The organism is Mycolicibacter sinensis, from assembly GCF_001667375.1.
In the GTDB taxonomy this organism is placed as follows: Bacteria; Actinomycetota; Actinomycetes; order Mycobacteriales; family Mycobacteriaceae; genus Mycobacterium; species Mycobacterium sinense_A.
Map to the genome: position 1 here is coordinate 61,260 of NZ_LZIN01000071.1, position 22,500 is coordinate 83,759.

At 68.1% G+C, this 22,500-nt stretch carries 24 protein-coding genes, 3 tRNA genes and 1 pseudogene; 19 read left to right on the forward strand and 9 right to left on the reverse strand.

The window, feature by feature from the left end; all coding sequences use genetic code 11:
- Positions 1-12 precede the first annotated feature (12 nt).
- The 7 genes from A5771_RS13780 (at position 13) to A5771_RS13810 (ending at position 5,285) form a co-directional block, all read left to right on the forward strand.
- Positions 13-357: a nuclear transport factor 2 family protein gene (locus A5771_RS13780; RefSeq protein ID WP_064855776.1), complete on the forward strand. Its 345-nt coding sequence runs from the start codon at positions 13-15 to the stop codon at positions 355-357.
- A 6-nt stretch (positions 358-363) separates the two neighbouring features.
- Positions 364-1,383 carry a phosphotransferase family protein gene (locus tag A5771_RS13785; RefSeq protein WP_064855777.1) on the forward strand — a complete coding sequence of 340 codons (1,020 nt, stop codon included), beginning with the start codon at positions 364-366 and terminating at the stop codon, positions 1,381-1,383.
- A gap of 3 nt (positions 1,384-1,386) precedes the next feature.
- On the forward strand, positions 1,387-2,646 hold the full coding sequence (locus tag A5771_RS13790; protein WP_064855778.1) for an amidohydrolase: 1,260 nt from the start codon (positions 1,387-1,389) through the stop codon (positions 2,644-2,646).
- Between the two features lie 79 nt (positions 2,647-2,725).
- Positions 2,726-3,034 carry a hypothetical protein gene (locus A5771_RS13795; RefSeq protein WP_064855779.1) on the forward strand — a complete coding sequence of 103 codons (309 nt, stop codon included), beginning with the start codon at positions 2,726-2,728 and terminating at the stop codon, positions 3,032-3,034.
- 29 nt (positions 3,035-3,063) lie between these two features.
- Positions 3,064-3,819, forward strand: a complete 756-nt coding sequence (locus A5771_RS13800) for a hypothetical protein (protein WP_064855780.1) — start codon at positions 3,064-3,066, stop codon at positions 3,817-3,819.
- A 6-nt stretch (positions 3,820-3,825) separates the two neighbouring features.
- Positions 3,826-4,563 carry a hypothetical protein gene (locus tag A5771_RS13805; protein ID WP_064855781.1) on the forward strand — a complete coding sequence of 246 codons (738 nt, stop codon included), beginning with the start codon at positions 3,826-3,828 and terminating at the stop codon, positions 4,561-4,563.
- The gene (locus A5771_RS13810; RefSeq protein WP_064855782.1) at positions 4,560-5,285 is read left to right on the forward strand and encodes a hypothetical protein; all 726 of its coding nucleotides are present in this window, start codon (positions 4,560-4,562) and stop codon (positions 5,283-5,285) included. The genes A5771_RS13805 and A5771_RS13810 overlap by 4 nt, the downstream gene beginning before the upstream one ends.
- A gap of 80 nt (positions 5,286-5,365) precedes the next feature.
- Here the strand turns inward: A5771_RS13810 and A5771_RS13815 are convergent.
- Both A5771_RS13815 and A5771_RS13820 read right to left on the reverse strand, forming a co-directional pair.
- Positions 5,366-5,438: transfer RNA gene (locus A5771_RS13815), tRNA-Arg, on the reverse strand.
- 40 nt (positions 5,439-5,478) lie between these two features.
- Positions 5,479-5,570 (reverse strand) — tRNA-Ser (locus A5771_RS13820).
- Between the two features lie 97 nt (positions 5,571-5,667).
- Between A5771_RS13820 and hisC the strand changes: the two genes are divergently transcribed.
- The 4 genes from hisC to A5771_RS13840 all read left to right on the forward strand — a co-directional run bounded on the left by hisC (position 5,668) and on the right by A5771_RS13840 (position 7,926).
- Positions 5,668-6,711, forward strand: a complete 1,044-nt coding sequence (hisC, locus tag A5771_RS13825) for a histidinol-phosphate transaminase (protein WP_064855812.1) — start codon at positions 5,668-5,670, stop codon at positions 6,709-6,711.
- 11 nt (positions 6,712-6,722) lie between these two features.
- Positions 6,723-7,136 carry an SRPBCC family protein gene (locus tag A5771_RS13830; RefSeq protein WP_064855783.1) on the forward strand — a complete coding sequence of 138 codons (414 nt, stop codon included), beginning with the start codon at positions 6,723-6,725 and terminating at the stop codon, positions 7,134-7,136.
- A 90-nt stretch (positions 7,137-7,226) separates the two neighbouring features.
- Positions 7,227-7,694, forward strand: a complete 468-nt coding sequence (locus tag A5771_RS13835; RefSeq protein WP_064855784.1) for a DUF4334 domain-containing protein — start codon at positions 7,227-7,229, stop codon at positions 7,692-7,694.
- Positions 7,695-7,737: 43 nt separating this feature from the next.
- On the forward strand, positions 7,738-7,926 hold the full coding sequence (locus A5771_RS13840) for a hypothetical protein (RefSeq protein ID WP_064855785.1): 189 nt from the start codon (positions 7,738-7,740) through the stop codon (positions 7,924-7,926).
- Between the two features lie 47 nt (positions 7,927-7,973).
- Here A5771_RS13840 and A5771_RS13845 read toward each other — a convergent pair.
- Both A5771_RS13845 and A5771_RS13850 read right to left on the reverse strand, forming a co-directional pair.
- Positions 7,974-8,837, reverse strand: a pseudogene (locus A5771_RS13845) (TerC family protein); the annotation flags it as partial.
- Between the two features lie 56 nt (positions 8,838-8,893).
- Positions 8,894-9,469, reverse strand: a complete 576-nt coding sequence (locus tag A5771_RS13850; RefSeq protein WP_064855787.1) for a TIGR03086 family metal-binding protein — start codon at positions 9,467-9,469, stop codon at positions 8,894-8,896.
- A gap of 22 nt (positions 9,470-9,491) precedes the next feature.
- Between A5771_RS13850 and A5771_RS13855 the strand changes: the two genes are divergently transcribed.
- Genes A5771_RS13855 through lipE form a run of 4 tightly spaced genes read left to right on the forward strand, consistent with a single transcriptional unit; the run spans position 9,492 to position 12,758 of the window.
- Positions 9,492-10,316 carry a crotonase/enoyl-CoA hydratase family protein gene (locus tag A5771_RS13855; RefSeq protein WP_064855788.1) on the forward strand — a complete coding sequence of 275 codons (825 nt, stop codon included), beginning with the start codon at positions 9,492-9,494 and terminating at the stop codon, positions 10,314-10,316.
- Positions 10,313-10,639: a DMT family transporter gene (locus A5771_RS13860; RefSeq protein ID WP_064855789.1), complete on the forward strand. Its 327-nt coding sequence runs from the start codon at positions 10,313-10,315 to the stop codon at positions 10,637-10,639. Before A5771_RS13855 ends, A5771_RS13860 begins: the two co-directional genes overlap by 4 nt.
- On the forward strand, positions 10,636-11,508 hold the full coding sequence (locus A5771_RS13865) for an acyl-CoA thioesterase (RefSeq protein WP_064855790.1): 873 nt from the start codon (positions 10,636-10,638) through the stop codon (positions 11,506-11,508). Before A5771_RS13860 ends, A5771_RS13865 begins: the two co-directional genes overlap by 4 nt.
- A 14-nt stretch (positions 11,509-11,522) precedes the next feature.
- Complete coding sequence (gene lipE / locus A5771_RS13870) at positions 11,523-12,758, forward strand: lipase LipE (protein WP_064855813.1); 1,236 nt, start codon at positions 11,523-11,525, stop codon at positions 12,756-12,758.
- Positions 12,759-12,854: 96 nt separating this feature from the next.
- On the opposite strand, the gene A5771_RS13875 is transcribed toward lipE, so the two are convergent.
- Entirely contained in the window at positions 12,855-13,706 is an 852-nt protein-coding gene (locus A5771_RS13875) for an alpha/beta fold hydrolase (RefSeq protein ID WP_064855791.1), read from the reverse strand.
- 85 nt (positions 13,707-13,791) lie between these two features.
- Here A5771_RS13875 and cynR point away from each other — a divergent pair, with 85 nt between their 5' ends.
- Both cynR and A5771_RS13885 read left to right on the forward strand, forming a co-directional pair.
- Positions 13,792-14,709, forward strand: coding sequence for a transcriptional regulator CynR (gene cynR, locus A5771_RS13880; RefSeq protein ID WP_064855792.1), 918 nt, complete (start codon positions 13,792-13,794; stop codon positions 14,707-14,709).
- Positions 14,710-14,815: 106 nt separating this feature from the next.
- Positions 14,816-15,244 carry a hypothetical protein gene (locus tag A5771_RS13885; RefSeq protein ID WP_064855793.1) on the forward strand — a complete coding sequence of 143 codons (429 nt, stop codon included), beginning with the start codon at positions 14,816-14,818 and terminating at the stop codon, positions 15,242-15,244.
- 258 nt (positions 15,245-15,502) lie between these two features.
- Here A5771_RS13885 and A5771_RS13890 read toward each other — a convergent pair.
- From A5771_RS13890 to A5771_RS22000, 4 genes are all read right to left on the reverse strand, one after another.
- A tRNA-Ser gene (locus A5771_RS13890) sits at positions 15,503-15,589 on the reverse strand.
- A gap of 18 nt (positions 15,590-15,607) precedes the next feature.
- On the reverse strand, positions 15,608-18,055 hold the full coding sequence (locus tag A5771_RS24340) for a PGRS repeat-containing protein (RefSeq protein ID WP_131808915.1): 2,448 nt from the start codon (positions 18,053-18,055) through the stop codon (positions 15,608-15,610).
- Positions 18,056-18,103: 48 nt separating this feature from the next.
- Positions 18,104-19,180, reverse strand: coding sequence for an outer membrane porin GjpA (gene gjpA, locus A5771_RS13900; RefSeq protein WP_064855795.1), 1,077 nt, complete (start codon positions 19,178-19,180; stop codon positions 18,104-18,106).
- Positions 19,181-19,512: 332 nt separating this feature from the next.
- Entirely contained in the window at positions 19,513-20,574 is a 1,062-nt protein-coding gene (locus A5771_RS22000; RefSeq protein WP_082947224.1) for a MarR family winged helix-turn-helix transcriptional regulator, read from the reverse strand.
- 43 nt (positions 20,575-20,617) lie between these two features.
- On the opposite strand from A5771_RS22000, the gene A5771_RS13910 reads away from it, so the two are divergent.
- Both A5771_RS13910 and A5771_RS13915 read left to right on the forward strand, forming a co-directional pair.
- Entirely contained in the window at positions 20,618-21,586 is a 969-nt protein-coding gene (locus tag A5771_RS13910) for an NAD(P)H-quinone oxidoreductase (protein ID WP_064855796.1), read from the forward strand.
- A gap of 179 nt (positions 21,587-21,765) precedes the next feature.
- Positions 21,766-22,392 (forward strand): GNAT family N-acetyltransferase, encoded by a 627-nt coding sequence (locus A5771_RS13915; RefSeq protein ID WP_064855797.1) that lies wholly within the window; start codon positions 21,766-21,768, stop codon positions 22,390-22,392.
- Positions 22,393-22,500 lie beyond the last annotated feature (108 nt).

Sequence of the window (22,500 nt, forward strand, 5' to 3'; positions counted from 1 at the left end):
TATGGTCGGCTCATGGCACGCACACCGCAGGAGATCTTCGACCACCACCTTCACGCGCTGGTCGCCCGCAACGTCGACGAGTTGCTCACCGACTACGACGACGATTCGGTGCTGATCACCCCCGCCGGGGTGGCACAGGGCCTGGCCGGAATTCGGGCCGCGTTCAGCCAGCTGTCCGACGCGCTGGCCTCCGCGGTGTTCGACATCAAGACGCGGACCCACCACGGCGACGTCCTGCTGATCGAGTGGATGCTCGACTCGCCGGGTTTCCAGACCGACGGCGTGGACACCTTCGTGTTCGGCGACGACTCGATCCGGGTGCAGACCATCTCTCAGCTGGTGCGCGCCAAAGACTGACCCGCGATGGACATCGAACCGGTAGCGCAATGGATGTCCGACCGGCGCCTCGGTGAGGGCCCGCTCGAAGACGTCACCGAACTGTCCGGCGGCACCCAGAACATCATGCTGCGGTTCACCCGGGCCGGTCGCAGCTATGTGCTGCGCCGCGGCCCGCTGCACCTGCGTCCCCGCAGCAACGCGGTGATGCTGCGCGAGACCCGGGTGCTGGCCGCGCTGGCCGACACCGACGTGCCGCACCCGCGGCTGATCGCGGTCTGCGACGACCCGGCGGTGCTCGGTGACGCGGTGTTCTACCTCATGGAGCCGGTCGAGGGCTTCAACGCAGGGGAGGAACTGCCCGCGCTGCACGCCGGCGACCCGGCGATCCGCTACCAGATGGGCCTGTCGATGGCCGACGCGCTGGCCCGCCTCGGCGCCGTCGACCATGTGGCGGTGGGGCTGGCCGACTACGGCAAGCCGGACGGATTCCTGGAACGCCAAGTGCCGCGCTGGCTTTCGGAGTTGGATTCCTACCGCCAGTTCGAGAACTATCCGGGCCCCGACCTGCCCGGCATCGACGAAGTCGCCGCGTGGCTGCAGCGCAACGTGCCGGCATCGTGGCAGCCGGGCATCCTGCACGGCGACTACCACGTGGCCAACGTGATGTTCTCCCGCACCGGGCCGCAGCTGGCGGCGATCCTGGACTGGGAGATGTCGACGATCGGCGATCCGCTGCTGGACCTGGGCTGGCTATTGGCTACCTGGCGCCAAGACGACGGTTCCAGCGTGTTCAGCCACACCCTGACCGGCATGGACGGACTGGCCTCGCCCGGCGAGCTGCTGGAGCGCTACGCCAAGGGCAGCTCCCGCGACCTGACCCACATCGGCTGGTACACGGTGTTGGCCTGTTTCAAACTGGGCATCGTGATCGAGGGAACGCTGGCCCGCGCGTCGGCGGGCAAGGCACAGAAGGAAGTCGGCGACCAATTGCACGACGCGGCGGTGTGGCTGTTCCAGCGCGCGCGGACGTTGACGGAGGGCTGAGCGATGACTGGACACCTCGATGAAGTCGAGGCGATCGTCGCCGACGACACGCCCCGGCTGATCGAGGTGTTCAAGGATCTGCACCGCAACCCCGAGCTGGGCTTCGCCGAGGTGCGCACCGCGCGGATCGTCGCGCAGGCCCTCACCAATCTCGGGTTCACCGTGACGACGGGGATCGCCGGCACCGGGGTGGTGGCGATCCTGGAGCGCGGCCAGGGCCCGGTGGTGATGTACCGGGCCGACATGGACGCACTGGCCGTGCGGGAGGCAACCGGCCTGGACTACGCGAGCACGGTGCGGGTCGCGGGCGACGACGGCAGCCAGTCGCCGGTGGCGCACGTGTGCGGCCACGACGCCCACGTCACCTGGATGCTCGGGATGGCCAAGGTACTCGCGCAGACCACCTGGTCGGGCACCGCGGTGCTGATCGGCCAGCCGGCCGAAGAGCTGATCTCCGGCGCCCAGGCGATGATCGACGACGGGCTGTACAACGTTGCGCCGCAGCCGGATTCATTCGTCGCGATGCACACCGCGCCGGTCCCGGTGGGCATGGTGGCCGCCGTGGGCGGTGAGCGGATGGCCGGCACCGACCAGCTCGAGATCGTCTTCCACGGCGTCGGCGGGCACGGGTCGATGCCGCAACTGGCCAAGGACCCGGTGCTGATGGCCGCCCAAGCCGTCGTGGGTTTTCAGAGCATCATCAGCCGCACTATCGCGCCGCACGAGAGTGCGGTGCTCACGGTTGGCTCGGTGCAGGCCGGCGCGAGCTACAACGTCATCCCGGACCGGGCCCGGCTGTTGGCCAACCTACGCTGGTACAACCCGCACGTGCGCGAACAACTGCTCACCGGAATCCGGGCGATCAGCGAGGGCATCGCCCGCAGCGTCGGGATGCCCGACGAGCTGATGCCGGTCATCACCATGGCCGGCGGCTCCACCCCACTGGTCAACGACACGGCCCTGACCGCCCGGCTGGCCGCCGCCCTGGGCGGTCTGCTCGGGGAGCAGAACGTGATCACCGAGCTGCCAGCGGTCACCGCGTCGGAGGACTGCCACCTGCTCAAAGGCCCGCACAGCGACATACCGTTGGCCTACCTGATGGTCGGGGTGGCAGACCCAAAGGTCTATTCCGACGCCGCCGCTCGCGGGCAGCTGTTCCCCTACTCCCCGCACTCCCCCGACTACGTCGTCGACCTGGCGGCGATCCCGTTGGGCGCCCGAATCGCCAGCCAAGCGATGCTGGAACTCCTCGCCGCTTGTTAGGAACACGGGCGCTTTTCCGTACCAATCGTAGGGACCGTACGGTTGTGCGGTCTACGAAGCCGAGCTAAGGTTTATTGCTGTGGACGATCGTCACAAAGACCCAACCGTAGTGTTGCCCTACCTCGTCGGGAGGCCGCTCGGAGCGACCGAGGTCTACGAGGCATTCGGGTACCGCAAGTCGGCCTACTACAAGGCGGCCCACGAAGGCCGGCTGATCAGCGCCGACAACCTGATCCGGGTTGCCAGATATTTCGGGTTGAACCCCGTCGATCTGCAGGTCCGGTTCGGCTTGATCGAGCACGACGCCGTTGCGGAATATCTGGACTCGTCGTCGCGGCCGCTGCGGCTCGGTGATCTGAAGGCGGATCTCGACAAACCGCCTGTCTAAGCGGACCTTAAAGAAGTACCGTCGACGTCATGACGTCGGGCTTCATCGGCGCCACCGTGCTGGTGGCGCTCTACACCCTATGGGTGCGCCGCGACACGTGGTGGTCACGCTGGGAGATCGGGGTCAGCTCGGCCATCGCGCTGGAAGTCGGCGCACTGGTGCTGATGTCACCCTGGGCCGCTGAGACGCTCGGGCCGTGGCTGTACCGGGCCGCGCGGATGTGGAACCTGCAGCAGCTGGCCGGCCACATCTGCTTCGTCATCGCGATCGCGGCCAACATCTATCACGTGTTGCCGCGGCTGGCCGACTTCAACCGGATCCGGCCGCTGTTCCGCAGACACGTGGAGTGGCCCGTGGGGATCGGTGTGGTGGCGCTGGCGGCGGTGTTCATCACTGCCGACGCGGGCTACCGACCGGACGGTTTCTCGACACGCGGCGGCGGCGGCGCCTGGGCGAGCGCCTACTGGGTGCTGCTCTGCGGGCTGCTGATCCTCCTATCCGGCTATGCGACCCGGCTGCTGCTGTTGGTCCGGTCGGATCCCCGCGCCAAGGAGACCGTCGAGCTCTACACCGCCTCGTCGGCGTTCGCGCTGGCGGCCCTGGTGGCGCAATTGAGCACCACCTGGACCAAAACCGATGTCAGCTCCCTGGTCTGGTTGTGCGCGTGCATCTCGGTGACGATCTTCGCCTACGGCTCGGCCCGCTCGTGGAAAGCGAAGGCGGCGTGGTTTACCACCGGCCGCCGATCGATCAAGGAGCCCAACCCGCCCCAAGCGCTTTCTTGAGGCGCCATGACGTCGGGACTCATCGTCGCCACCTTGGTGCTGATCGCGTACAGCTCCTGGATTCGCCGCGACACCTGGTGGTCGCGCTGGGAGGCCGCCGCCTCGCTGGCATTGGCGTTGGAAGGCGTTGCGCTGCTGTTGATGTCGCCGTGGGGCGCGACCACGATCGGCCCGATCTTGCACCGCGGCCTGGGGGCCTGGAACGTGCAGCAGATGCTCGGCCATCTGTGTCTGATCGCGGCCGTCACGGCGAACATCTATCACATGCTAGTTAGGCTCGCCGATCCCGAGCAGGTGCGCTCGATCATGCGCCGCCAGCTGATGGTCCCGATATGGCTGGGCATCGCACTGATGGTGCCCTCCTTCCTGCTCGCCGACCAGGAGTACCGCATCGACATGTTCGCCGCCGCACGCACTGATTCCTGGCTCGTCGTCTACGAATTGGTGGGCTGCGCCGTGGTGCTCTACCTCAGCGCCTACGTCAGCCGGCTGATGCTGATGCTGCGCGAGGACCCGCGGGCCAAATCCACCATCGACCTGTTCCTGGTGTCGATGAGTTTCGCCGCCGCGGCCTGTCTGATCGTGATGGGCTCGGCGTGGGTGGACGGCGACGATGCCAGTCCGGCGATCTGGCTGTGCATCTGCCTGTCGGTGGGGACCTTCGCCTACGGGTCGGCGCGGTCCTGGGTGGCCAAGAGCGCATGGTTCACGTCGGGGGGCGGCACGGCGATCGGTGCACAATGACCTCGGTATTCATCGCCGCCACCCTTGGGGTGATCCTCTACAGCCTGTGGGTACGCCGCGACACCTGGTGGTCGCGCTGGGAATCCGCCGCCACCTTCGCCATCGCGATGGAGGGCTGTTCGTTGGTGTTGCTGTCGCCGCGGGCCGGCGCCGAGCTGAGCCCGTGGCTGTACCAATGGCTGGGCATGTGGAACGTCCAGCATCTGATCGGCGGCCTTTGTCTGATGGTGGCGGTGATCGCGAACATCTACCACATGCTGGTGCGGCTCGCCGATCCCGATCAGGTACGCCCGCTCATGCGCAGGCACCTGCAGCTGCCGTTGGGGGCGGGCGTCTTGGTGCTGCTGGCCAGCTTCGTCAAGATCGAACGGGGCCACGAGCCCGACATGTTCGCCGGCCTGACCGGTGATGCGTGGCTGACCGCCTACGAGGTGGCCGCGTGTGGGATCGTGCTCTACCTGAGCGGCTACGTCGGCCGGTTGATGCTGGCGCTGCGCCACGACCCGCGGGCCAAAACGACGGTCTACCTGTATGCGGCGTCGATGTTGTTGACGGTGGTGGCCTGCGTGATCGCGATCGTCTCGATCGGGGTGGGCAGCTACGCCGGCCCGGCGATCTGGGCCTGCATCTGCTTGTCGGTGGCGATCTTCGCCTACGGGCTGGCGCGGTCCTGGAAGGCCAAGCAGGCCTGGTTCTCTCCGGGCGCCTCCGCGCGGCGGTGAGCCGGGTTGACTCTGCCTCCACCAGGCGGGTTACTCGTATTTTTGCCTGGTACGCGCAGAGTCAGTGGGGAATTTTTGAGTGCGCCCGAAGGGATTCGAACCCCCAACCTTCTGATCCGTAGTCAGATGCTCTATCCGTTGAGCTACGGGCGCCTGTCTTCAGTTGTACTGCGCGGCCGAGCAGGCTCGGCCGTGGCGGAGGCGAGAGGATTTGAACCTCCGGTCCCCCGTAAAGAGGACAACTCATTAGCAGTGAGTCCCATTCGGCCGCTCTGGCACGCCTCCTCGAACTCGTTGAGGGTACCGGATCGATGCCCCGGCTCCGAAACCGCGGGTTCATGCGGCGGCGAACCAGGCTACCGGCGCACCTATGCTGTGGTCCGTGACCGCCCGTCTGCGCCCGGAGATCGCCGCATTGCCGGCCTACGTCGAGGGCAAGACGGTGCCGGGCTCGATCAAGCTGGCCAGCAACGAGACGGTGCTGCCGCCGCTGCCCAGCGTCATCAAGGCCGTCGAAGCCGCCCTGGCGGGAACCAACCGCTATCCGGACAACGGCTACGCCGCGCTGCGGACCCGGCTGGCCGACCATGTCGGATTCGCCCCGGAGCACGTCGCCGCGGGCGCCGGGTCGGTGAGCCTGTGCCAACAGCTCATCCAGATCAGCACCGGTGCGGGCGACGAGGTGCTGTTCGGCTGGCGCAGCTTCGAGATCTACCCGCTGCAGGTGCGCACCGCCGGCGCCGTGCCGGTGCAGGTGCCGTTGCGCGAGCACACCTACGACCTGGACGCGATGCTCGCGGCCATCACCGAGCGCACCCGGCTGATCTTCGTCTGCAACCCCAACAATCCGACCTCCACCGTCGTCGATCCCGACGCGCTGACCCGGTTCGTCGCCGCGGTGCCGCCCCACATCCTGATCGCCATCGACGAGGCGTACGTGGAGTACGTTCGCGACGGCATGGTGCCGGACAGCCTGGGGCTGGCCCGCCGGTACCCGAACGTCGTTGTACTGCGGACCTTTTCGAAAGCCTACGGGCTGGCCGGGCTGCGCTTGGGCTATGCGGTCGGCGATCCGGAGATCATCACCGCCCTGGGCAAGGTCTACGTGCCGTTCACGGTGTCCACCGTGGCGCAGGTCGCCGGGATCGCCTCGATGGACGCCGCCGACGAACTGCTGGCCCGCACCGACGCGGTGGTCGCCGAGCGGGTCCGGGTCTCCGCGGCGCTGCGGGAGGCCGGCTTCGAGCTGCCGGATTCGCAGGCCAACTTCGTCTGGCTGCCGCTGGCCGAGCGCACCGCGGACTTCGTGAGCGCTGCTGCGGACGCGCGGATCGTGGTGCGCCCGTATGGCAGCGACGGGGTCCGGGTGACCATCGGCGCGCCGGAGGAGAACGACGCGCTGTTACGGTTCGCTCAGGCTTACTGAGGAGGAACGCTATGCACGCGACCGCTACCGCCACCGTCGCCGCGCCCGCGGCCCGGGTGTGGGCGGTGCTCTCGGACTACGAGGGCATGTCCGCCTGGGCGCCCGGCCTGCAGATCACGCTGGCCCGGCCCGGCTCCCCCGAACCCAACGGCGTCGGCGCCCAGCGCCGCATCAAGGCGATGCCGGGGATGGCGCCCCTGGTGGAGGAGATCGTCGCGTTCGAGCCCGATCAGCGGCTGAGCTACCGGGGCGTGTCGGGCATCCCGTTCCGCAACTACGTCGGCGACGTCGTGCTGCGCCCCTCGGGGGCGGGCACCGAGATCAGCTACACCATCAGCGCCGACAACCAGCTGCCCGGGGTTGCCACGGTGCTGGCCAACGTGCTGCTGTTCGGCCTCAAGCGGGCCGTCAAGAAGGCCGGCTGAGCCTCTACTCCCCCGCCCAACGTGACGTTAGCTTCACGCTCGGCGGCGAGTGTGAACCTAACTTCACGTTGGGCAAGGAAAGGTAGGCAGATGAGCGACGAGCAGGCTCGCGCCGCGTTCACCGCGCTCAAAGGGCGCACCGGGGAGATCCCCGACGCCGAACTCGATGAGTTCTGGGCGTCGCTGCCGCCGGCCACCGTCGAGGGCATGATCGGCGAATGGCGCGGCGGGGAGTTCATCACCGGCCACAAGATGAACGGCCTGCTGGAGAAGGCGCGCTGGTTCGGCAAGACGTTCCGCTCGGCCACCGACGTGCAGCCGCTGGTCTGCCTCGACGAGGACGGCAACAAGTTCTCCAACATCAAGCTCGGCAAGGGCGAGGCCAGCCTGTGGGTCGAGGAGTTCCGCGGCGAGATGGTGGCCACCATGGTCTACGACGGCCAGCCCACCCACGACCACTTCAAGCGCGTCGACGACGACACCGTGCTGGGCATCATGAACGGCAAGGGAGTGCTGGATAACGGCCGGTACTTCTACTTCTACCTCGAGCGGGTGTAACGCCCACGCTTAAGCGTGGCAGGGGGCGGGAACCCTGCCAGGCATGTCTAACTATCGAGTGCTGGACCCCCACGGCGACGTCGTAGCCACCAAAGACATCGCCAGTGCCGAAGACGCCCACGCCTGGTTCGTCGACGTCAAGGCCGACAACTCCGAACTTGGCTGGCGGATGGAAGTCGATCTCGACGGCGAGTGGCGGTTCTTCGAGAGCACCGAAGGCGACCGCTCTTAAGCCACCGGGACCGGCTCGGGCTCCTTCTGGGCGGCCTCCTTGGAACCGCTGCGCAGCGAGGCGACCACGGTGACCACCAGCACGCTGACGATCACCAGCAGCGACGGCCCGGTACCGATCTCGATGACGCCGATGCCGTCTTCGTGCAGCGCGTGCAGGATCAGCTTCACCCCGATGAACCCCAGGATCGCCGACAGTCCATAGGACAGGTACACCAGCCGGTCGAGCAGGCCATCGATCAGGAAGTAGAGCTGCCGCAAGCCCAGCAGGGAGAACGCCGTCGCGGTGAACACGATGTAGGTGTTCTGGGTGAGGCCGAAGATCGCCGGGATCGAGTCGAGGGCGAAGACCACATCGGTGCCGGCGATGGCGGTCAGCACCAGCAGCATCGGGTTCTTGACAACCCTTTTCGCCAGCCGGATGACGCCTTCGGGGGCTCGGTGGGACTGTTCACCGCCGCTAGATTTGAACATGTTGTGCGCCGCCAGCAGCAGGAGCAGCCCGAAGAAGTAGAAGACCCAGGCGAAGGAGTTGATCAGGGCGGCACCGGCGAAGATGAAGCCGGTCCGGGCGGCCAGGGCAAGGGTGATCCCGAACAGCAGCACCTTCTGCTGGTGCTCGCGAGGCACCTGGAAGCTCGCCATGATGATCAGGAACACGAACAGGTTGTCCACCGACAGCGCCTTCTCGGTGACGTAGCCGGCGAAGTATTCCGAACCGGCATCGGCCCCGCCGAAGGCGAACATGCCGAGCCCGAACAGCACCGCGATCCCGACGTAGCCGCTGGACCAGATCGCGGCTTCCTTCAGCGTCGGCAGGTGCGGGCGGCGGGCGTGAAAGACGTAGTCGACAACGACCAGTCCGACCAGGCCGACGACTGTCAGCCCCCATACCCAACCGGTAATGTCCATGTGTCACCCACCGTAGGTGGTCTGGGCGAAGCCGGACTGACGCGCAGGTAGCGAGGTTATGACCGCCCGGTGAATGCGATCAACCGCTGCAGGGCCGGAGCAGTGCCGGAGACGTCGACGGGCTCGTCGAAACCCGCCCTGACCCGGCCCTCCGGCGTGATGATGGCCTGCGCCAGGCCCAACACGTACTCGGCCAGCGACTCGGCCACCTCCACCGTGCGGCCGGTCGCCGTCGCGTAGTCCCAGGCGTGCACCAGGAATTCGACCGCCAGAATGCCCGCCACCATCGCCGCCGGAAGCTCGTTGGGGCCGATCGTGACGGTGCCGTCCAGGCCGCGGCCGTGCCAGGCGTCCAGGGCGGGCCGGGCCGCGGCGATGACCTGCCGTTCCGGCGACTCCGTGGCGTCGCGGTCCGGGAACTGGGCGCCCGCGGCGCCCCCGAGCATTGTGATGGAGCCCAGCAGGTGCTCGGTCAGCTGCGCGACGTCGAATTCCGAGCACGGCGTCTGGTTGGACAATTCGTCGCTGCTGATGTGGTGCAGCACCTGCGCCAGCACCGCAAGGGCAGCCTCGGCGCCGGCCAGCTCATCGGTGGGGGGCGCGTCGGGACCGGGTCGCAGATCGGAAGGCATGCGCCCAGGTTACGGTCTGGGTATGACCGAGTCGTATGAAGCCGTCACCGTCGAGATCAAAGACCACGTCGCCCAGGTGACGCTGATCGGGCCGGGCAAGGGCAACGCGATGGGCCCGGCATTCTGGTCGGAGCTGCCGGAGGTGTTCGCCACGCTGGACGAGGACCGCGACGTGCGGGCGATCGTGCTGACCGGATCCGGCAAGAACTTCAGCTACGGGCTGGATCTGGCCGCGATGGGCGGGACGCTGACGCCGATGCTGGCCGAGGGGGCGCTGGCCCGGCCGCGGGCGGACTTCCACCGCGAACTGCAACGCATGCAGGGCGCGATCACCGCGGTCGCCGACTGCCGCACACCGACGATCGCGGCGATCCAGGGCTGGTGCATCGGCGGTGGGGTGGACCTGATCTCGGCGGTCGACATCCGCTACGCCGCCGCCGACGCCAAGTTCAGCGTGCGCGAGGTGAAGCTGGCCATCGTCGCCGACGTCGGCAGCCTGGCCCGGCTGCCGCTGATCCTGTCCGACGGGCACCTGCGCGAGCTGGCGCTGACCGGTAAAGACATCGACGCCGCCCGGGCGGAGAAGATCGGCCTGGTCAACGACGTCTATGCCGACGCCGAGGCCTGCCTGGCCGCCGCGCACGCCACCGCAGCCGAGATCGCCGCCAACCCGCCGCTGACCGTGGCCGGCGTCAAGGACGTGCTCGACGAGCAGCGCACCGACCGGGTGGCGGCCAGCCTGCGCTACGTCGCCGCCTGGAACTCGGCGTTTCTGGCGTCCAAGGACCTCATGGAGGGCATCGGCGCCATCATGGGCAAGCGCAAGCCCGAGTTCACCGGAGAATGACGGCCTGGCTACTGCTGTTCGGGGCGATCGGGTTCGAGGTCGCCGGGACACTGTCATTGCGGGCCTCCGACGGCTTGAGCCGGTGGCCGTGGGCGATTCCGGTGGGGATCGGCTATCTGGTGTCGTTCGTGTTGCTGGCGCTGGTGTTGAAGCGGGGTATGCCGGTGGGCGTGGCCTACGGGGTCTGGGCGGGGGTCGGGGTGGCGCTGACCGCGGCGCTGGCCCGGTTGCTGTTCGCCGACCCGTTCACCCCGGCGATGGCCGGCGGCGTGGTGCTGATCGGGGCCGGGGTGTATTTACTGGAGCAGGGGGCGCACGCGTGACGTCGCACCGGCAACCGGCCCTGGCCGACATCGTCGCCACCCTGGATGTCGACCGGGTCGGCGACGAGCACTTTGTGGCCACCCAGCTCGACAACGCGGCGCACCACATCGTCGGCGGCCACATCGCCGGGCAGGCGCTGATGGCGGCCAGCCGCACCGCCCCCGGCCGGGTGCCGCACAGCCTGCACGTCTACTACGTGCGCGCCGGCGACGCCCGCCGCCCGGTCGATCTGCAGGTGGACGTGGCCCGCGACGGCGGCACGTTGTCGACGCGGCAGGTCACCGCCCGTCAGGACGGCGAGATCCTGCTGGAGGTGTTGTCGTCGTTCAGTGCGCCCGTCGCCGCGCCCGAATATCAGCAGCCGATACCCGATGTGCCCGAACCGGATTCGCTGGCGCCGGTGCAGCAGCAGTTGGCCGACTACGCCGACGAGCTGGGCGGCTACTGGGTGCAGCCACATCCGTTCGACCAGCGCTACATCGACCCGCATCCGCGTCTGGCTGTTGACCGCGGCGAGCCGTCGCCGCGACTGCGGTTGTGGTGGAAGCCTGCCGGGGAGGTGCCGGCGGATCCCGCGATGCACAGCGCCCTGTTGACCTACCTGTCCGGCACCAAGATGGTCGAGGCAGCGGTGGGCATGCGCCGGGCCACCCAGGCCAGCGTGTTCAATGCGCTGATCGACCATGCGCTGTGGTTCCAGCGGCCCGTCGACCTCTCGGATTGGGTGCTGTCGGACCAGTTCTCGCCCAGCGGCATCGCCGGGCGCGGCCTGACCACCTCGACGATGTACAACCGGGCCGGACAGCTGGTCTGTGTGGCGACCCAGGAACTGTACTTCGGCCGCGGCGAGGGCAGGGAGCGACGGTGAAGATACCCGAAATCTTGACACCCGACGGGCGGATCCGGCTTCCCGCCGATCTGGATGCGGTGACCGCGGTCGGCGAGGAAGACGCTGGGTCTCTGGATCCTGCTGCGGTGGAGAGGATCTGGCAGGCGGCGCGGCACTGGTATGCGGCCGGCATGCACCCGGCGATCCAGCTGTGCCTGCGTCACAACGGCCGCGTCGTGCTCAACCGGGCGATCGGGCACGGGTGGGGTAACGCGCCCTCGGATCCCGCCGACGCCGAGAAGGTGGCCGTGACCACCGATACCCCGTTCTGCGCGTACTCGTCGGCCAAGGCGATCACCTCCACCGTGGTGCACATGCTCGTCGAGCGCGGCTGCTTCTCGCTCGACGACCGGGTGGCCGACTACCTGCCCGGCTACGGCCGGCACGGCAAGGGCCGCACCACGATCCGGCAGGTGCTCACGCACAGCGCCGGCGTGCCGTTCGCCACCGGACCGCGGCCGGATGTGACGCGGGTCGACGACAGCGACTACACCCGGGCGCAGCTGGCGAATCTGCGCGCAATCTACCCGCCGGGGTGGGCGCACATGTACCACGCGCTGACCTGGGGCCCGCTGGTGCGGGAGATCGTCTCGGCGGCCACCGGGCGGCAGATCCGGGAGATTTTGGCGTCGGAGATTCTCGACCCGCTGGGTTTCCGGTGGACGAATTTCGGTGTGGCCCAAGACGATGTCTCTTTAGTGGCGCCCAGCCACGCGACCGGCCAGCCGCTTCCCGGGCCGGTGGCGGCGGTGTTTCGCCGGGCGATCGGCGGCACCATGCACGAGATCATCCCGTTCACCAACACCCCGCTGTATCTGACCAGCGTCATCCCGTCGTCGAACACCGTCTCGACGGCGTTCGAGCTGTCGCGTTTCGCCGAGATCTGGCGCCGCGGCGGCGAACTCGACGGCGTGCGGGTGGTCTCGCCGGAGACGATGGCCGCGGCGACGGCGCAGTGCCGGCGGCTGCGCCCGGATGTGGCGACCGGGTTGGTGCCGCTGCGCTGGGGTACCGGCTACATGCTGGGCTCGGAGCGGTTCGGCCCGTTCGGGCGCGGTGCGCCGTCGGCGTTCGGGCACCTGGGCCTGGTCAACGTCGCGATCTGGGCCGACCCGGCGCGCGGGCTGGCCGCCGGGCTGATCTCCAGCGGCAAGCCCGGGCGTGATCCGGAGGCCAAGCGCTACACCGCGCTGATGGACACGATCGCCGCTGAGATCCCGCGGTCGTAACGACCCCAGTGTTGACTCTGCGCCCACCAGACAAAAGTGCGAGTGAGGAGCCTGGTGGGCGCAGAGTCAAAACGTCGGCGAAGAGGGTGCCGGGCATCACGCGTCGGTTGGGTGCATTCTGAAGTGTTCTATCAGCAGGTCCGTCAGGCCTTCCGGCGCCTCGTCGGGGATCCAGTGGCTGACCCCTTCGAGGGTACGCAATTCCCAAGGGCCGCTGACGAATCGTCGCGACAATTCATGGCCCTTGCGGCCGACGGCGGTATCGCCGTCACTCCACACCTGCAGGGTCGGCACGCTGACCTTGCGCCGCAGGACAGACGGCTGGGTGAAGGGCATCGCCCGGTACCAGTTCACCGCCGTTCTGGCACTGCCGAGCCGATGGAGGCCGGCCATATCCCTGGCGGCGTTCGCCGGTGTCTGTCCCGTGCTGCGGAGACTGCGCTGGAAGAAGCCGGACTGGTTGCGCATCAACAGTTCCGGAAGCCAGGGCAGCTGGAAGAAGAGCATGTACCAGGATTTGAGGGCCTGGGCACTGCTGAACATCGAGTAGATGAAGGCCAGCGGATGCGGAACCGACACCGCGGTCAGGGTCCTGACCAGGTCGGGGCGTTCACCCGCCAGCCCCCAGGCAACTGCGGCTCCCCAGTCGTGGCCGACGAGGTGCACCGGACCGGCGCCGGCGGTTTCGATCAGGGCGGCGGCATCGTCGACCAATTCGGACAGCCGGTAGTCGCGGCGCCGTGACGGCGCGGCTCCGGGCGTATAACCGCGTTGATCCGGTGCCAAGGTCCGGAACCCTTGACTGTTCAGCAATTCGGCCACCGATGCCCAGGAGGCTGAGGTCTGCGGGAAGCCGTGCAGCAACACGACCGGGGTCCCGTCCTGCGGCCCGGTATCCCTGACTTCGAAAGTCAGTCCTTGCCGTGCGAAGGTGCTCAGCCTGGGCATGTCGTCATCCTAGCCACGGCACGCGACGCCGAACCGGAACCGGCATGGCAGCACACCCACGCTGGATAGTTTCTATAGTCGACCGATGGAGCTGCGGCACATCAAGTACCTGCTGGCGGTCGCCGACCATCAGAATTTCACCCGGGCCGCCGAAGCGCTGCACGTCTCCCAGCCGACGCTGTCCCAACAGATCAAGCAACTCGAGCACACCCTCGGGGTGGAACTGTTCGACCGGTCCGGCCGCACCGTCCGGCTCACCGACGCCGGTTCGGCCTACGTCCACCACGCCCGGCTGGCACTGCGGGACCTGGAGGCCGCCGAGCGAGCCGTCCACGATGTTCGTGACCTCTCACGCGGCCACCTACGCGTCGCGGTGACGCCCACCTTCACCGCGTACCTGATCGGTCCGCTGATACAGCAATTCCGGGCGACCTACCCAGGCATCAGGGTGACGGTGGTGGAGACCAACCAGGACCGGATCGAGGCCGACCTGCTGGCCGATCGGCTCGACCTCGGGATCGGCTTCGCGGGTCCGCATGCCGCCGGCATCGAGTTCCGGACACTGTTCACCGAAACGCTGAGCCTGGTGGTGGGCGCGGGTCATCCGCTCGGGACGGGCACTCACCGGGTGCCGGTATCTGAGCTGGCCGAGGAGCCGCTCGGTCTGCTCAGTTCGGACTTCGCCACCCGAGGGCACGTCGACTCCTACTTCACGAACTCCTCAGTGCCGCAGAACATTGCGATCGAGGCGAACTCGGTCAGCGCATTGCTGGAGCTGGTGAGCCGCGGCGTCGTTGCCACCGTGCTGCCGGATGCGACGACCAGTGAACGCCCCGACCTGCACCCGGTCCCCCTCGACCCGCCGCTGCCGACCCGCACCGCGCAACTGCTGCAGCGGGCCGGCGTTTACCACTCGGCGGCGGCGCGCGCATTCACCGCAACGCTCGACGCCGTCGTGGCCGAGCGGCGGGGCCCGTCGGGAAGGTATTCGTTTTACCAATAGCTCCGCGTGGTTCTACGTATTGGACAGTGTGCGCGCCGCCTCCCATGCTGAATGTCGTCTGAGTGAACGCTTTTCAAACCAGGCGAGGAAGGCTGGGCGACCCACTATGACGACTGCCCTCTATGACGACACCACCAGCGCGCCCGGGCTGGCGCAGCTGGAGCAGATGCTGCAGATCGACCGCGGCAGCAATGTGGCAGTGATCAACGCGCCGCCCGAATCGGGGCTGCGGCTGCTGGCGATCAGTCGCGCCAACCCGTACGACGTCGAGGTCGTCATCGCGTTCGTGACCCGCCGGGTGGACGTGGCCTGGATACGGGCGGCCTACAGCGCGGCCAACTCCGGCCGGACGGCCTGGGTCGTCTACCCCGAGCCGGGCCGGCCCGGGAGCGATCTGCGCTGGGAGTGGTTCCTGGCAGCGCTGCGCCAATACGGCGTTCAGGCGGTGCAGCAGGTTCCGATCGACGGATGTTGGTCGGCGGTGCTGTTGCAGCGCAAGCGCAACGGCGAACCGGAGCCGGGTCTGGTGGGCTGAGCGGGCCCGTGTCGTCCTCTACTGTCTCAGCCGTTTGATGCGATCCCAGAGCACCGCTTTGGGGGTGGCGGACATCTGCAATTCGCGCATGCAGTCGTCGAGACGGTGCGGGTTGTCCCGTAGGTAGTCGCTGGCCCAGATTGCCGGCAGCCATGTGGCTATTCCCCCGCAACTCCTGAAGAGCAGGCCCCCAACAAACAGAAAAACCCCGGCAAAAGCCGGGGCGATCTGTCACCTATGACGCGACTCATCACACTGCGGTGGCGGAGGGATTTGAACCCCCGGACGGTTTTAGCCGTCTCTCGCTTTCAAGGCGAGTGCATTAGGCCGCTCTGCCACGCCACCGCGGGAAATCGTACCGGGTCAGCCGGGCTGCCCACTGCCGCCGTCGGTACCGGGCTGCCCGGGCGGGGTGCCGGTGCCCGCCACGCCGCCGGCGCCGCCTGCTCCGGCCGCCCCAGCCGCGCCGTGCGCCCCGCTGATGCCGCCGGTACTGGTGCCGCCCGCTCCGCCGGCCGCGCCGTTACCGCCAGTGCCGCCGTCGCCGCCGTCCCCGCCGGGCAGGGTGTTGCCGTCGGAGTCGGTGCCGCCGTTGCCGCCGCGGCTGCCGGCGCCGCCGGTGCCGCCCGATCCACCGGCGCCGCCGTTCCCGCCGTTGCCGTCAACGGCACTGCCGCCGGCGCCGCCTTGGCCTCCGTTGCCGGCGACGCCACCGTCGTGACCGTTACCGCCGGGGCCGTGCGCGGGGTTGGTTGCCGGCGCGCCCGTGGATCCGGTTCCGCCGACGCCGCCGTTACCGCCATTGCCGGCGTCGACACCGCCTTGGGCATTCCCACCGGCCCCACCGGCTCCGCCGTTGCCGCTGGCGCCGATGGTCCCGGTTCCGCCCAAGCCGCCGTCCCCGCCGTTTCCGGCGTGGCTGGGGCCAGCACCGTAGGGGTTGTCGGTGGGAATGGTGACGCCGCCGCTGTTGCCGCCGGCACCACCAGCCCCACCGTTACCGGCGGTGCCGCCTTCGCCGCCGGTAAAGGGGAAAGACGCGGTTCCGCCGGCACCGCCAGCACCACCGTTGCCGCCGGAGGCGGTACCGCTGCCACCGCTACCACCGCTGCCACCATCGCCGGCCGCGGTCCCGCCGGAGGTACCTCCGCCGCTACCACCGCTACCGCCGTTGCCGCCCACGCTGACCACACCGGCGCCGGTGGCGCCGTCACCGCCGGCCCCCCCGGCGCCCCCAGCACCGCCGGCTACGGGGGCGTAGCCGATGATGCCGGAGCCGCCGTCACCGCCATTACCGCCTCGACTCCAGATGGTGCCGGACCCGTCGTTCCAGCCGGTGCTGGTGCCACCGCTGCCGCCATTGCCGCCGCCATCTCCGCCGTTACCGCCGTCACCCCCGGCGTAGGTGCCAGTGCCGCCGTTACCCCCGGCACCGCCGGGGAGCTTTCCGCCGATGAAGCCGCCGTTACCGCCATTGCCACCGATGGTCTTCACGTCTGCGTCGTCGGTGGCGCCGTTGCCGCCGTTACCGCCATTGCCGCTGGCACCGCCCACGGTGTAGCCGCCCTCACCGCCGTCGCCGGCCCGGCCGGCGGTGGCATTTCCACCGTTGCCGCCGTTACCAGCGTTACCGGCGTTGTAGTTCCAGTTGCCGCCGGCGTCGCCGCCGTTGCCGCCGTTGAGGCCGGTGCCGCCGTTGCCGCCATTACCGCCGTTCGCACCGTCACCGGTACCGGCGTCGCCGCCGTAGCTGCCGTTGCCGCCGTTGCCGAGGTAGTGGCCGGTGGCGTCTTGGTAAGCGTTACCGCCGGCGCCGCCATCGCCGCCATCGCCGGCCATACCGGCCTGTCCCGCGTGCCCAAACATGGGGCTGGTGTAGATGCTCGACCCGCGCCCCCCACCCGCACCCGCGCTACCACCGCTCCAGCCGCCGTTACCGCCATTGCCTCCGTCGACGTGATCGAGGGTTCCGGTAGCGCCGTTGCCGCCATCGCCGGCGTCGCCGGCGTTGCCGCCGCTGCCGCCGTTGCCGAACATGAAGCTGCTGCGGCCGCCGTTACCGCCATTGCCGCCATTGCCTCCGCCGGTGCCGTTCCCGTCACCGCCGCCTGTGTAGGTTCCCGCACCACCCGCCGCACCGGCCGCGCCTAGGCCACCGTCGCCGCCGTTGCCGAAGAACCACGCGGAAGCGTTACCGCCGTTGCCGCCGGTACCACCGTTGACCACGGCATCGGTTGCTGCGCCGCCGGCGCCGCCGGCTCCGCCGTTGCCCATCCAGAGGCCACCGGCCCCGCCGTCACCGCCGTTGGCGCCCGCACCGCCGTCGCCGCCGATGCCGCCGTCCCCGATCCAGCCGGCCGCGTTACCGCCGCTGCCGCCGACGACGCCGGCTTCGGTGCTATCCCAACCGTTTCCGCCGTCGCCGAACCACAGACCACCGTTGCCGCCGTCGGGGTGGTCGACGGTCCCGTCGGCGCCGTCGCCGATCAGGAACTGTCCGGTCGAGGTGTTGATCCAGCCGTTGACCATCGCCCCGAAGTCACTGTTGATCCAGCTCTCTATCGAGGTGTGGATCGGGTCGTAGAACCATTGATCGATCATGGCGGTCCAGTCGAAAGCGCCGACATCCGCCGGGCCGGGGTCCAGCCATGCCGAGGAGTCGAAAAGATCCGCGATCCAGTCGAATTCGTCGGCCTGGGCTGGGGGCGCCACGGTCAGCGGGGCCATGCCGAAAGCCAGGAACGCGCCTACCGCACTTGCAGCACCGCCTGCCCGGGAGCGGCGGCGAGGGTTGGTGTGATGACGACTCATGTTGAGGGAAACCTCTCTAACAAGTTGGGGGATAAGGGTTTGGGGGGATTAGAGCCCGAGCAGGTCGCCCAGCCAACCGAACGCATCAGTCGCTGAAGCACCACCGTCATCAAGCAGGGGCAGGTCCGCACCGGCGAGCGGCGGAGTCACCACCACCGCGCCCTTGCCATCCCAGCCCGACCCCAACAGCGCCCCGACGGTTTGGCCCCAGGCCTGCCAGGCGGCGATCGGGCCGATCCCGGCACTGTTGAGGTCGAGGGTGCCCAATACCGGGACGCCACTGAATTCGATTCCTACGCTTTGGAAGATCGACCCGCCGACCGCGGGGACCGAGGCCGCGACCTCCCCGCCGGGGCCAAGGACCTGATACGGGCCCACCGCGACGGCACCCGGGGACAGCAGCCCACCGAAGGCGATGTCCAGATGATCCATGTTCATCCCGGCCGGGAAGTATCCGGACTCGTTGATCATCGGCAACAACGCATCCAAATTCAGAGTGGCGCCGTTAAGGGTGGCCCCCCACATATTGGCCAGGGTGTCGCCGAAACTGTCGTGGTCGGTGATGCTGTTCATCAATGCGATCCACGGACTGATCATCGGCCCGATCATCCCCATGAAGACCGCACTCGACGGGGAGCCGAGGTAGTCGATGATCGGCATGATCATCGACTTGTCCACATCGGCCGGGATATAACCCGCCACCTGGCCGAACATCAGCTGATGGGTGCCATCCATCGTGTGGTTGAGCACCGTAGCGTGGGTTGCGTCGGTCTCGTTCTGCAGCGCCCAGCCCGAGATCACCGCGTTGAGGTGCTTCTGAATCTCCTCGTTGACCGCATTGGTCGAACCCGAAGGGTCGTTGGCCAACTGGTCCCAGTAGTCCAGCTGGTTGGCCCAGAACTGCTGCATGCCGACCCCGGGCGCCAGGTACCAGTTGTTCAACAAGCTGGTCATGTTGGCCGAGGCGGCATTGAGCACGTCATCCCATGCACTGGTCAACGCCACCGCCGGGGATTGGACGTCACGCAGCGCGGGCAGCGGCGCGGACAGCGGGGCAGCCGCGACGAGACTGGCTCCGACCAGTGCCACACCAGCGGTGGCGTAGGGGCGAATGGTGGCGTGCAAGGGAAACTCCTCGGCAGGTGAATGTCGTGACGTGCTGAACAGCGCTGAACGTAACTAAGCGAGGGCTGAGTGTCTCTAATCGAACGTTGTTATTGCCGAAGATGTTTGTTGCCACGGCGCGCCGGGCTTCTTCGCCTGAGTCCAAACCCCCAGCTCAACGGCATAGTCGCGGGTCGCCGATCAGCAACCACAACGGACCGAACTGTTTCAAGCGGTAACTACCGACGGGTAACAGGTCCGTTCGCGCCCCGGCAGAACCACGCCGCCCCGTGCCAGCAAACTGTGGAAACACTGGGAACCAGACTGCGCTCGAAGGCAGCGTCAGAGGGTGATCACCGGGCAGCGGCGTCGATGCCGGCGGCCACTGCCACCGGCGAATTCCGGCGGCCCAGCCGTGCCGGTCGGTCGGCGCCGGATCTGCCGGGCACGCTGATCCGGCGGCACGCATCACCGAGCGCGATCGCCTGCTGACGTGACATCGGATCCAAGAAATTCCGACGAATCTCCTTGGCGTAGAAGGCAAGTGCCGGCCCCAACCGCGTTCGTCCGTGGGGCGTGACGGCGGCGACCACGCGTCGCCGATCACCCTGACCGGGTCCACGGCGCACCAGTCCTTGAACTTCCAGGCGGGTGATCTGCTGGGTGACCCGACTGGGCGCCAGTGCGAACGCCTCACCCAACCTGCTCAGCGGCATCGATCCGCCGGGGTGCTTGGCGATCCGGTCCAACAGCAGAACGTCGATCAAGGTGAGCTGGTGCGCGGCCACCAACCGGTCGCTCAGCAATGGGCCCAACGCCTCCGAGGACTCCAGGAACTGGTGCCAGCAACGCTTGCCGGCGTCGTCGACACCGGGCAGATAACACGTCGGAGCCTCAGGGAAGGCCGACTCGTCGGGTGCGCCGACGGGGTCGCCGGAGCGCACGGCTCGACTGATGCGCCAACAATTCTCCGCGACGGTGTTGACCTGGCGAGCCGTCAGCGAACCGAGCAGGTAATCGGCCACCCCGCGCGCGTAGGTGTTCCTCGCCTCGTCGGCCATGTTCCGGCCGACGTCGGCGAGGAGCGCGGCCACTCCGCGCCGGTCCCGCGGATCGGCCCCGCGTCGCACCAGACCGCGTTCTTCCAGCCGGTCGACCCGCTTGGTCATCTGGCGGCGTGTCGTGCCCAGCGCACCGGACAGGTCTCCCATGCGCGCAGAGCCATCCGAAGACTTGGCCAGAATGTCCAGCACGCGCAGGTCGATCACCGACAACTGATGCTCCGCGTTGAGCAACCGGTTCAGCAGCGCATCGAAGCGCAGCACGGCGTCTAAGTAGTGTTGCCAGGCTTGGTGTTCGGCGAGGTCCAAGCCTGGCAGGTCACTCCCGGTCCGGGGGCGATCGCGGCGCTGCACAGCGTCATGCTAAGCGATTCCGGCTGGTAGTAGCGTGTTCGGCATGCGTGCCATCGTCGCTGAATCCCCCGAGGTGTTGTCCTGGCAAGAGATCGACGACGTCCAACCGGCCCCCGGTGAGGTGCTGATCCGGGTCGCCGCGGCCGGGGTGAACCGGGCCGACCTGCTGCAGGCGGTGGGTAAGTATCCACCGCCGCCGGGAGCCAGTGACACCATCGGCCTGGAGGTCTCCGGCGAGGTCGCCGCGGTGGGCGACGATGTCTCTGATTGGGTTGTGGGACAGCAGGTTTGCGCGCTGCTATCGGGCGGCGGCTACGCCGAGTATGTCGCGGTGCCGGCCCCGCAGGTGCTGCCGATCCCGGACGGCGTGGACCTGGTGGACGCCGCCGGACTGCCGGAGGTGGCCTGCACGGTGTGGTCGAACCTGGTGCAGACGGCGGGACTATCCGAGGGACAACAGTTGCTCGTGCACGGCGGCGCGAGCGGGGTGGGCAGCCACGCCATTCAGGTGGCCCACCAGCTCGGCGCGTGGGTGGCCGTCACCGCCGGATCGGAGGCCAAACTGGCGTTCTGCCGCGAGCTGGGCGCCGACGTGACCATCAACTATCACGACGAGGACTTCGTCGCGCGGATCCGCGAAGCCGGGGGCGCCGACGTGATTCTGGACATCATGGGAGCGGTCTACCTGGACCGCAATATCGACGCGCTGGCCAACGACGGGCGCCTGATCGTCATCGGGATGCAGGGCGGGGTCAAAGGCGAACTGAACCTGGGCAAATTACTCGCCAAACGCGCCGGGGTGATCGCCACCGCGTTGCGCGGCCGGCCGGTGGAGGGCCCGCACGGCAAGGGTGCTGTGGTGGCCGCAGTGACCGACGACGTGTGGCCGATGCTCGCCGACGGCCGGATCAAGCCGGTGATCGGTGCGCGGCTGGCCATCGAGCAGGCCGCCGAGGCGCACCGGCTGCTGTCGTCGGGTGAGGTGGCCGGCAAAGTTGTGCTGACCGTCTAAGCCGCGAGCGTGCGTGGTCCCGGTCTGGGCACGGAGTGTCGGATCGGGGACACGCACGCTCGCGCCAAAGTAGCATCAGTGGCGAACCCATTGGCGACGGCGCTGCCGTTATCGGAACCCCAGGAGGAACTTGTCATGGCGACCGAAACCGCCTCAGTTACAACGGATTCGGGAGCGCTATGAGTGCTCACATGCCGCGGCAGTTGGACTTCCTGACGGATGAGCTGCGGGCGGTTCCCCCGCCACCGCTGCCGGTGTTCCCCGAGCCGTACAGCGTGCGCTTCGCAGACCCGGACGGCGACGCCGAGCTAATCTCCGAGTGGATGAACCGGCCGCACCTGGCCGAGACCTGGAGCTACGATTATCCACCCGAGGAATGGCGCCAGCACTTGGCGATTCAATTCGAGGGCAACTACTCGCGTCCCTACGTTTTCAGTATCGACGGCCGGCCGATGGGCTACATGGAGTTGTTCCGGGCCGCCCAGGATGACATCGCCAAGGTCTACGAGGCCCATCCTTACGACGTGGGCTTGCATGCAGCCATCGCCGAACTCGACATGGTCGAGCACGGACACGGAGCGATCATGTTCCGCGGTTTTGTGCAAAGCATTTTTGAGATCGAACCGCAGTGCCGACGGATCATCGGAGATGCCAATGCGGGCGACGGCTCGTACGGGCGGCGGTTCTGGGAGCGACGAGGCGGGGCGTTTCTCGGCGAGCACTACATAGCCAAGTGGGATCAGCGGATCGCGCTATTCGCCTGGCCGAGAACTCCCGAGGACATCCCGGCCTATCAGGGCAGGTAGCACTGACGAGGGCGGTGGCGGATCATCATCCGTCACCGCCCTTTTCGTTGACGGGGCGACAACGGCGAATCCCCGGACCCGAAGGGTCGGTCCGGGGATTCGCTCGCT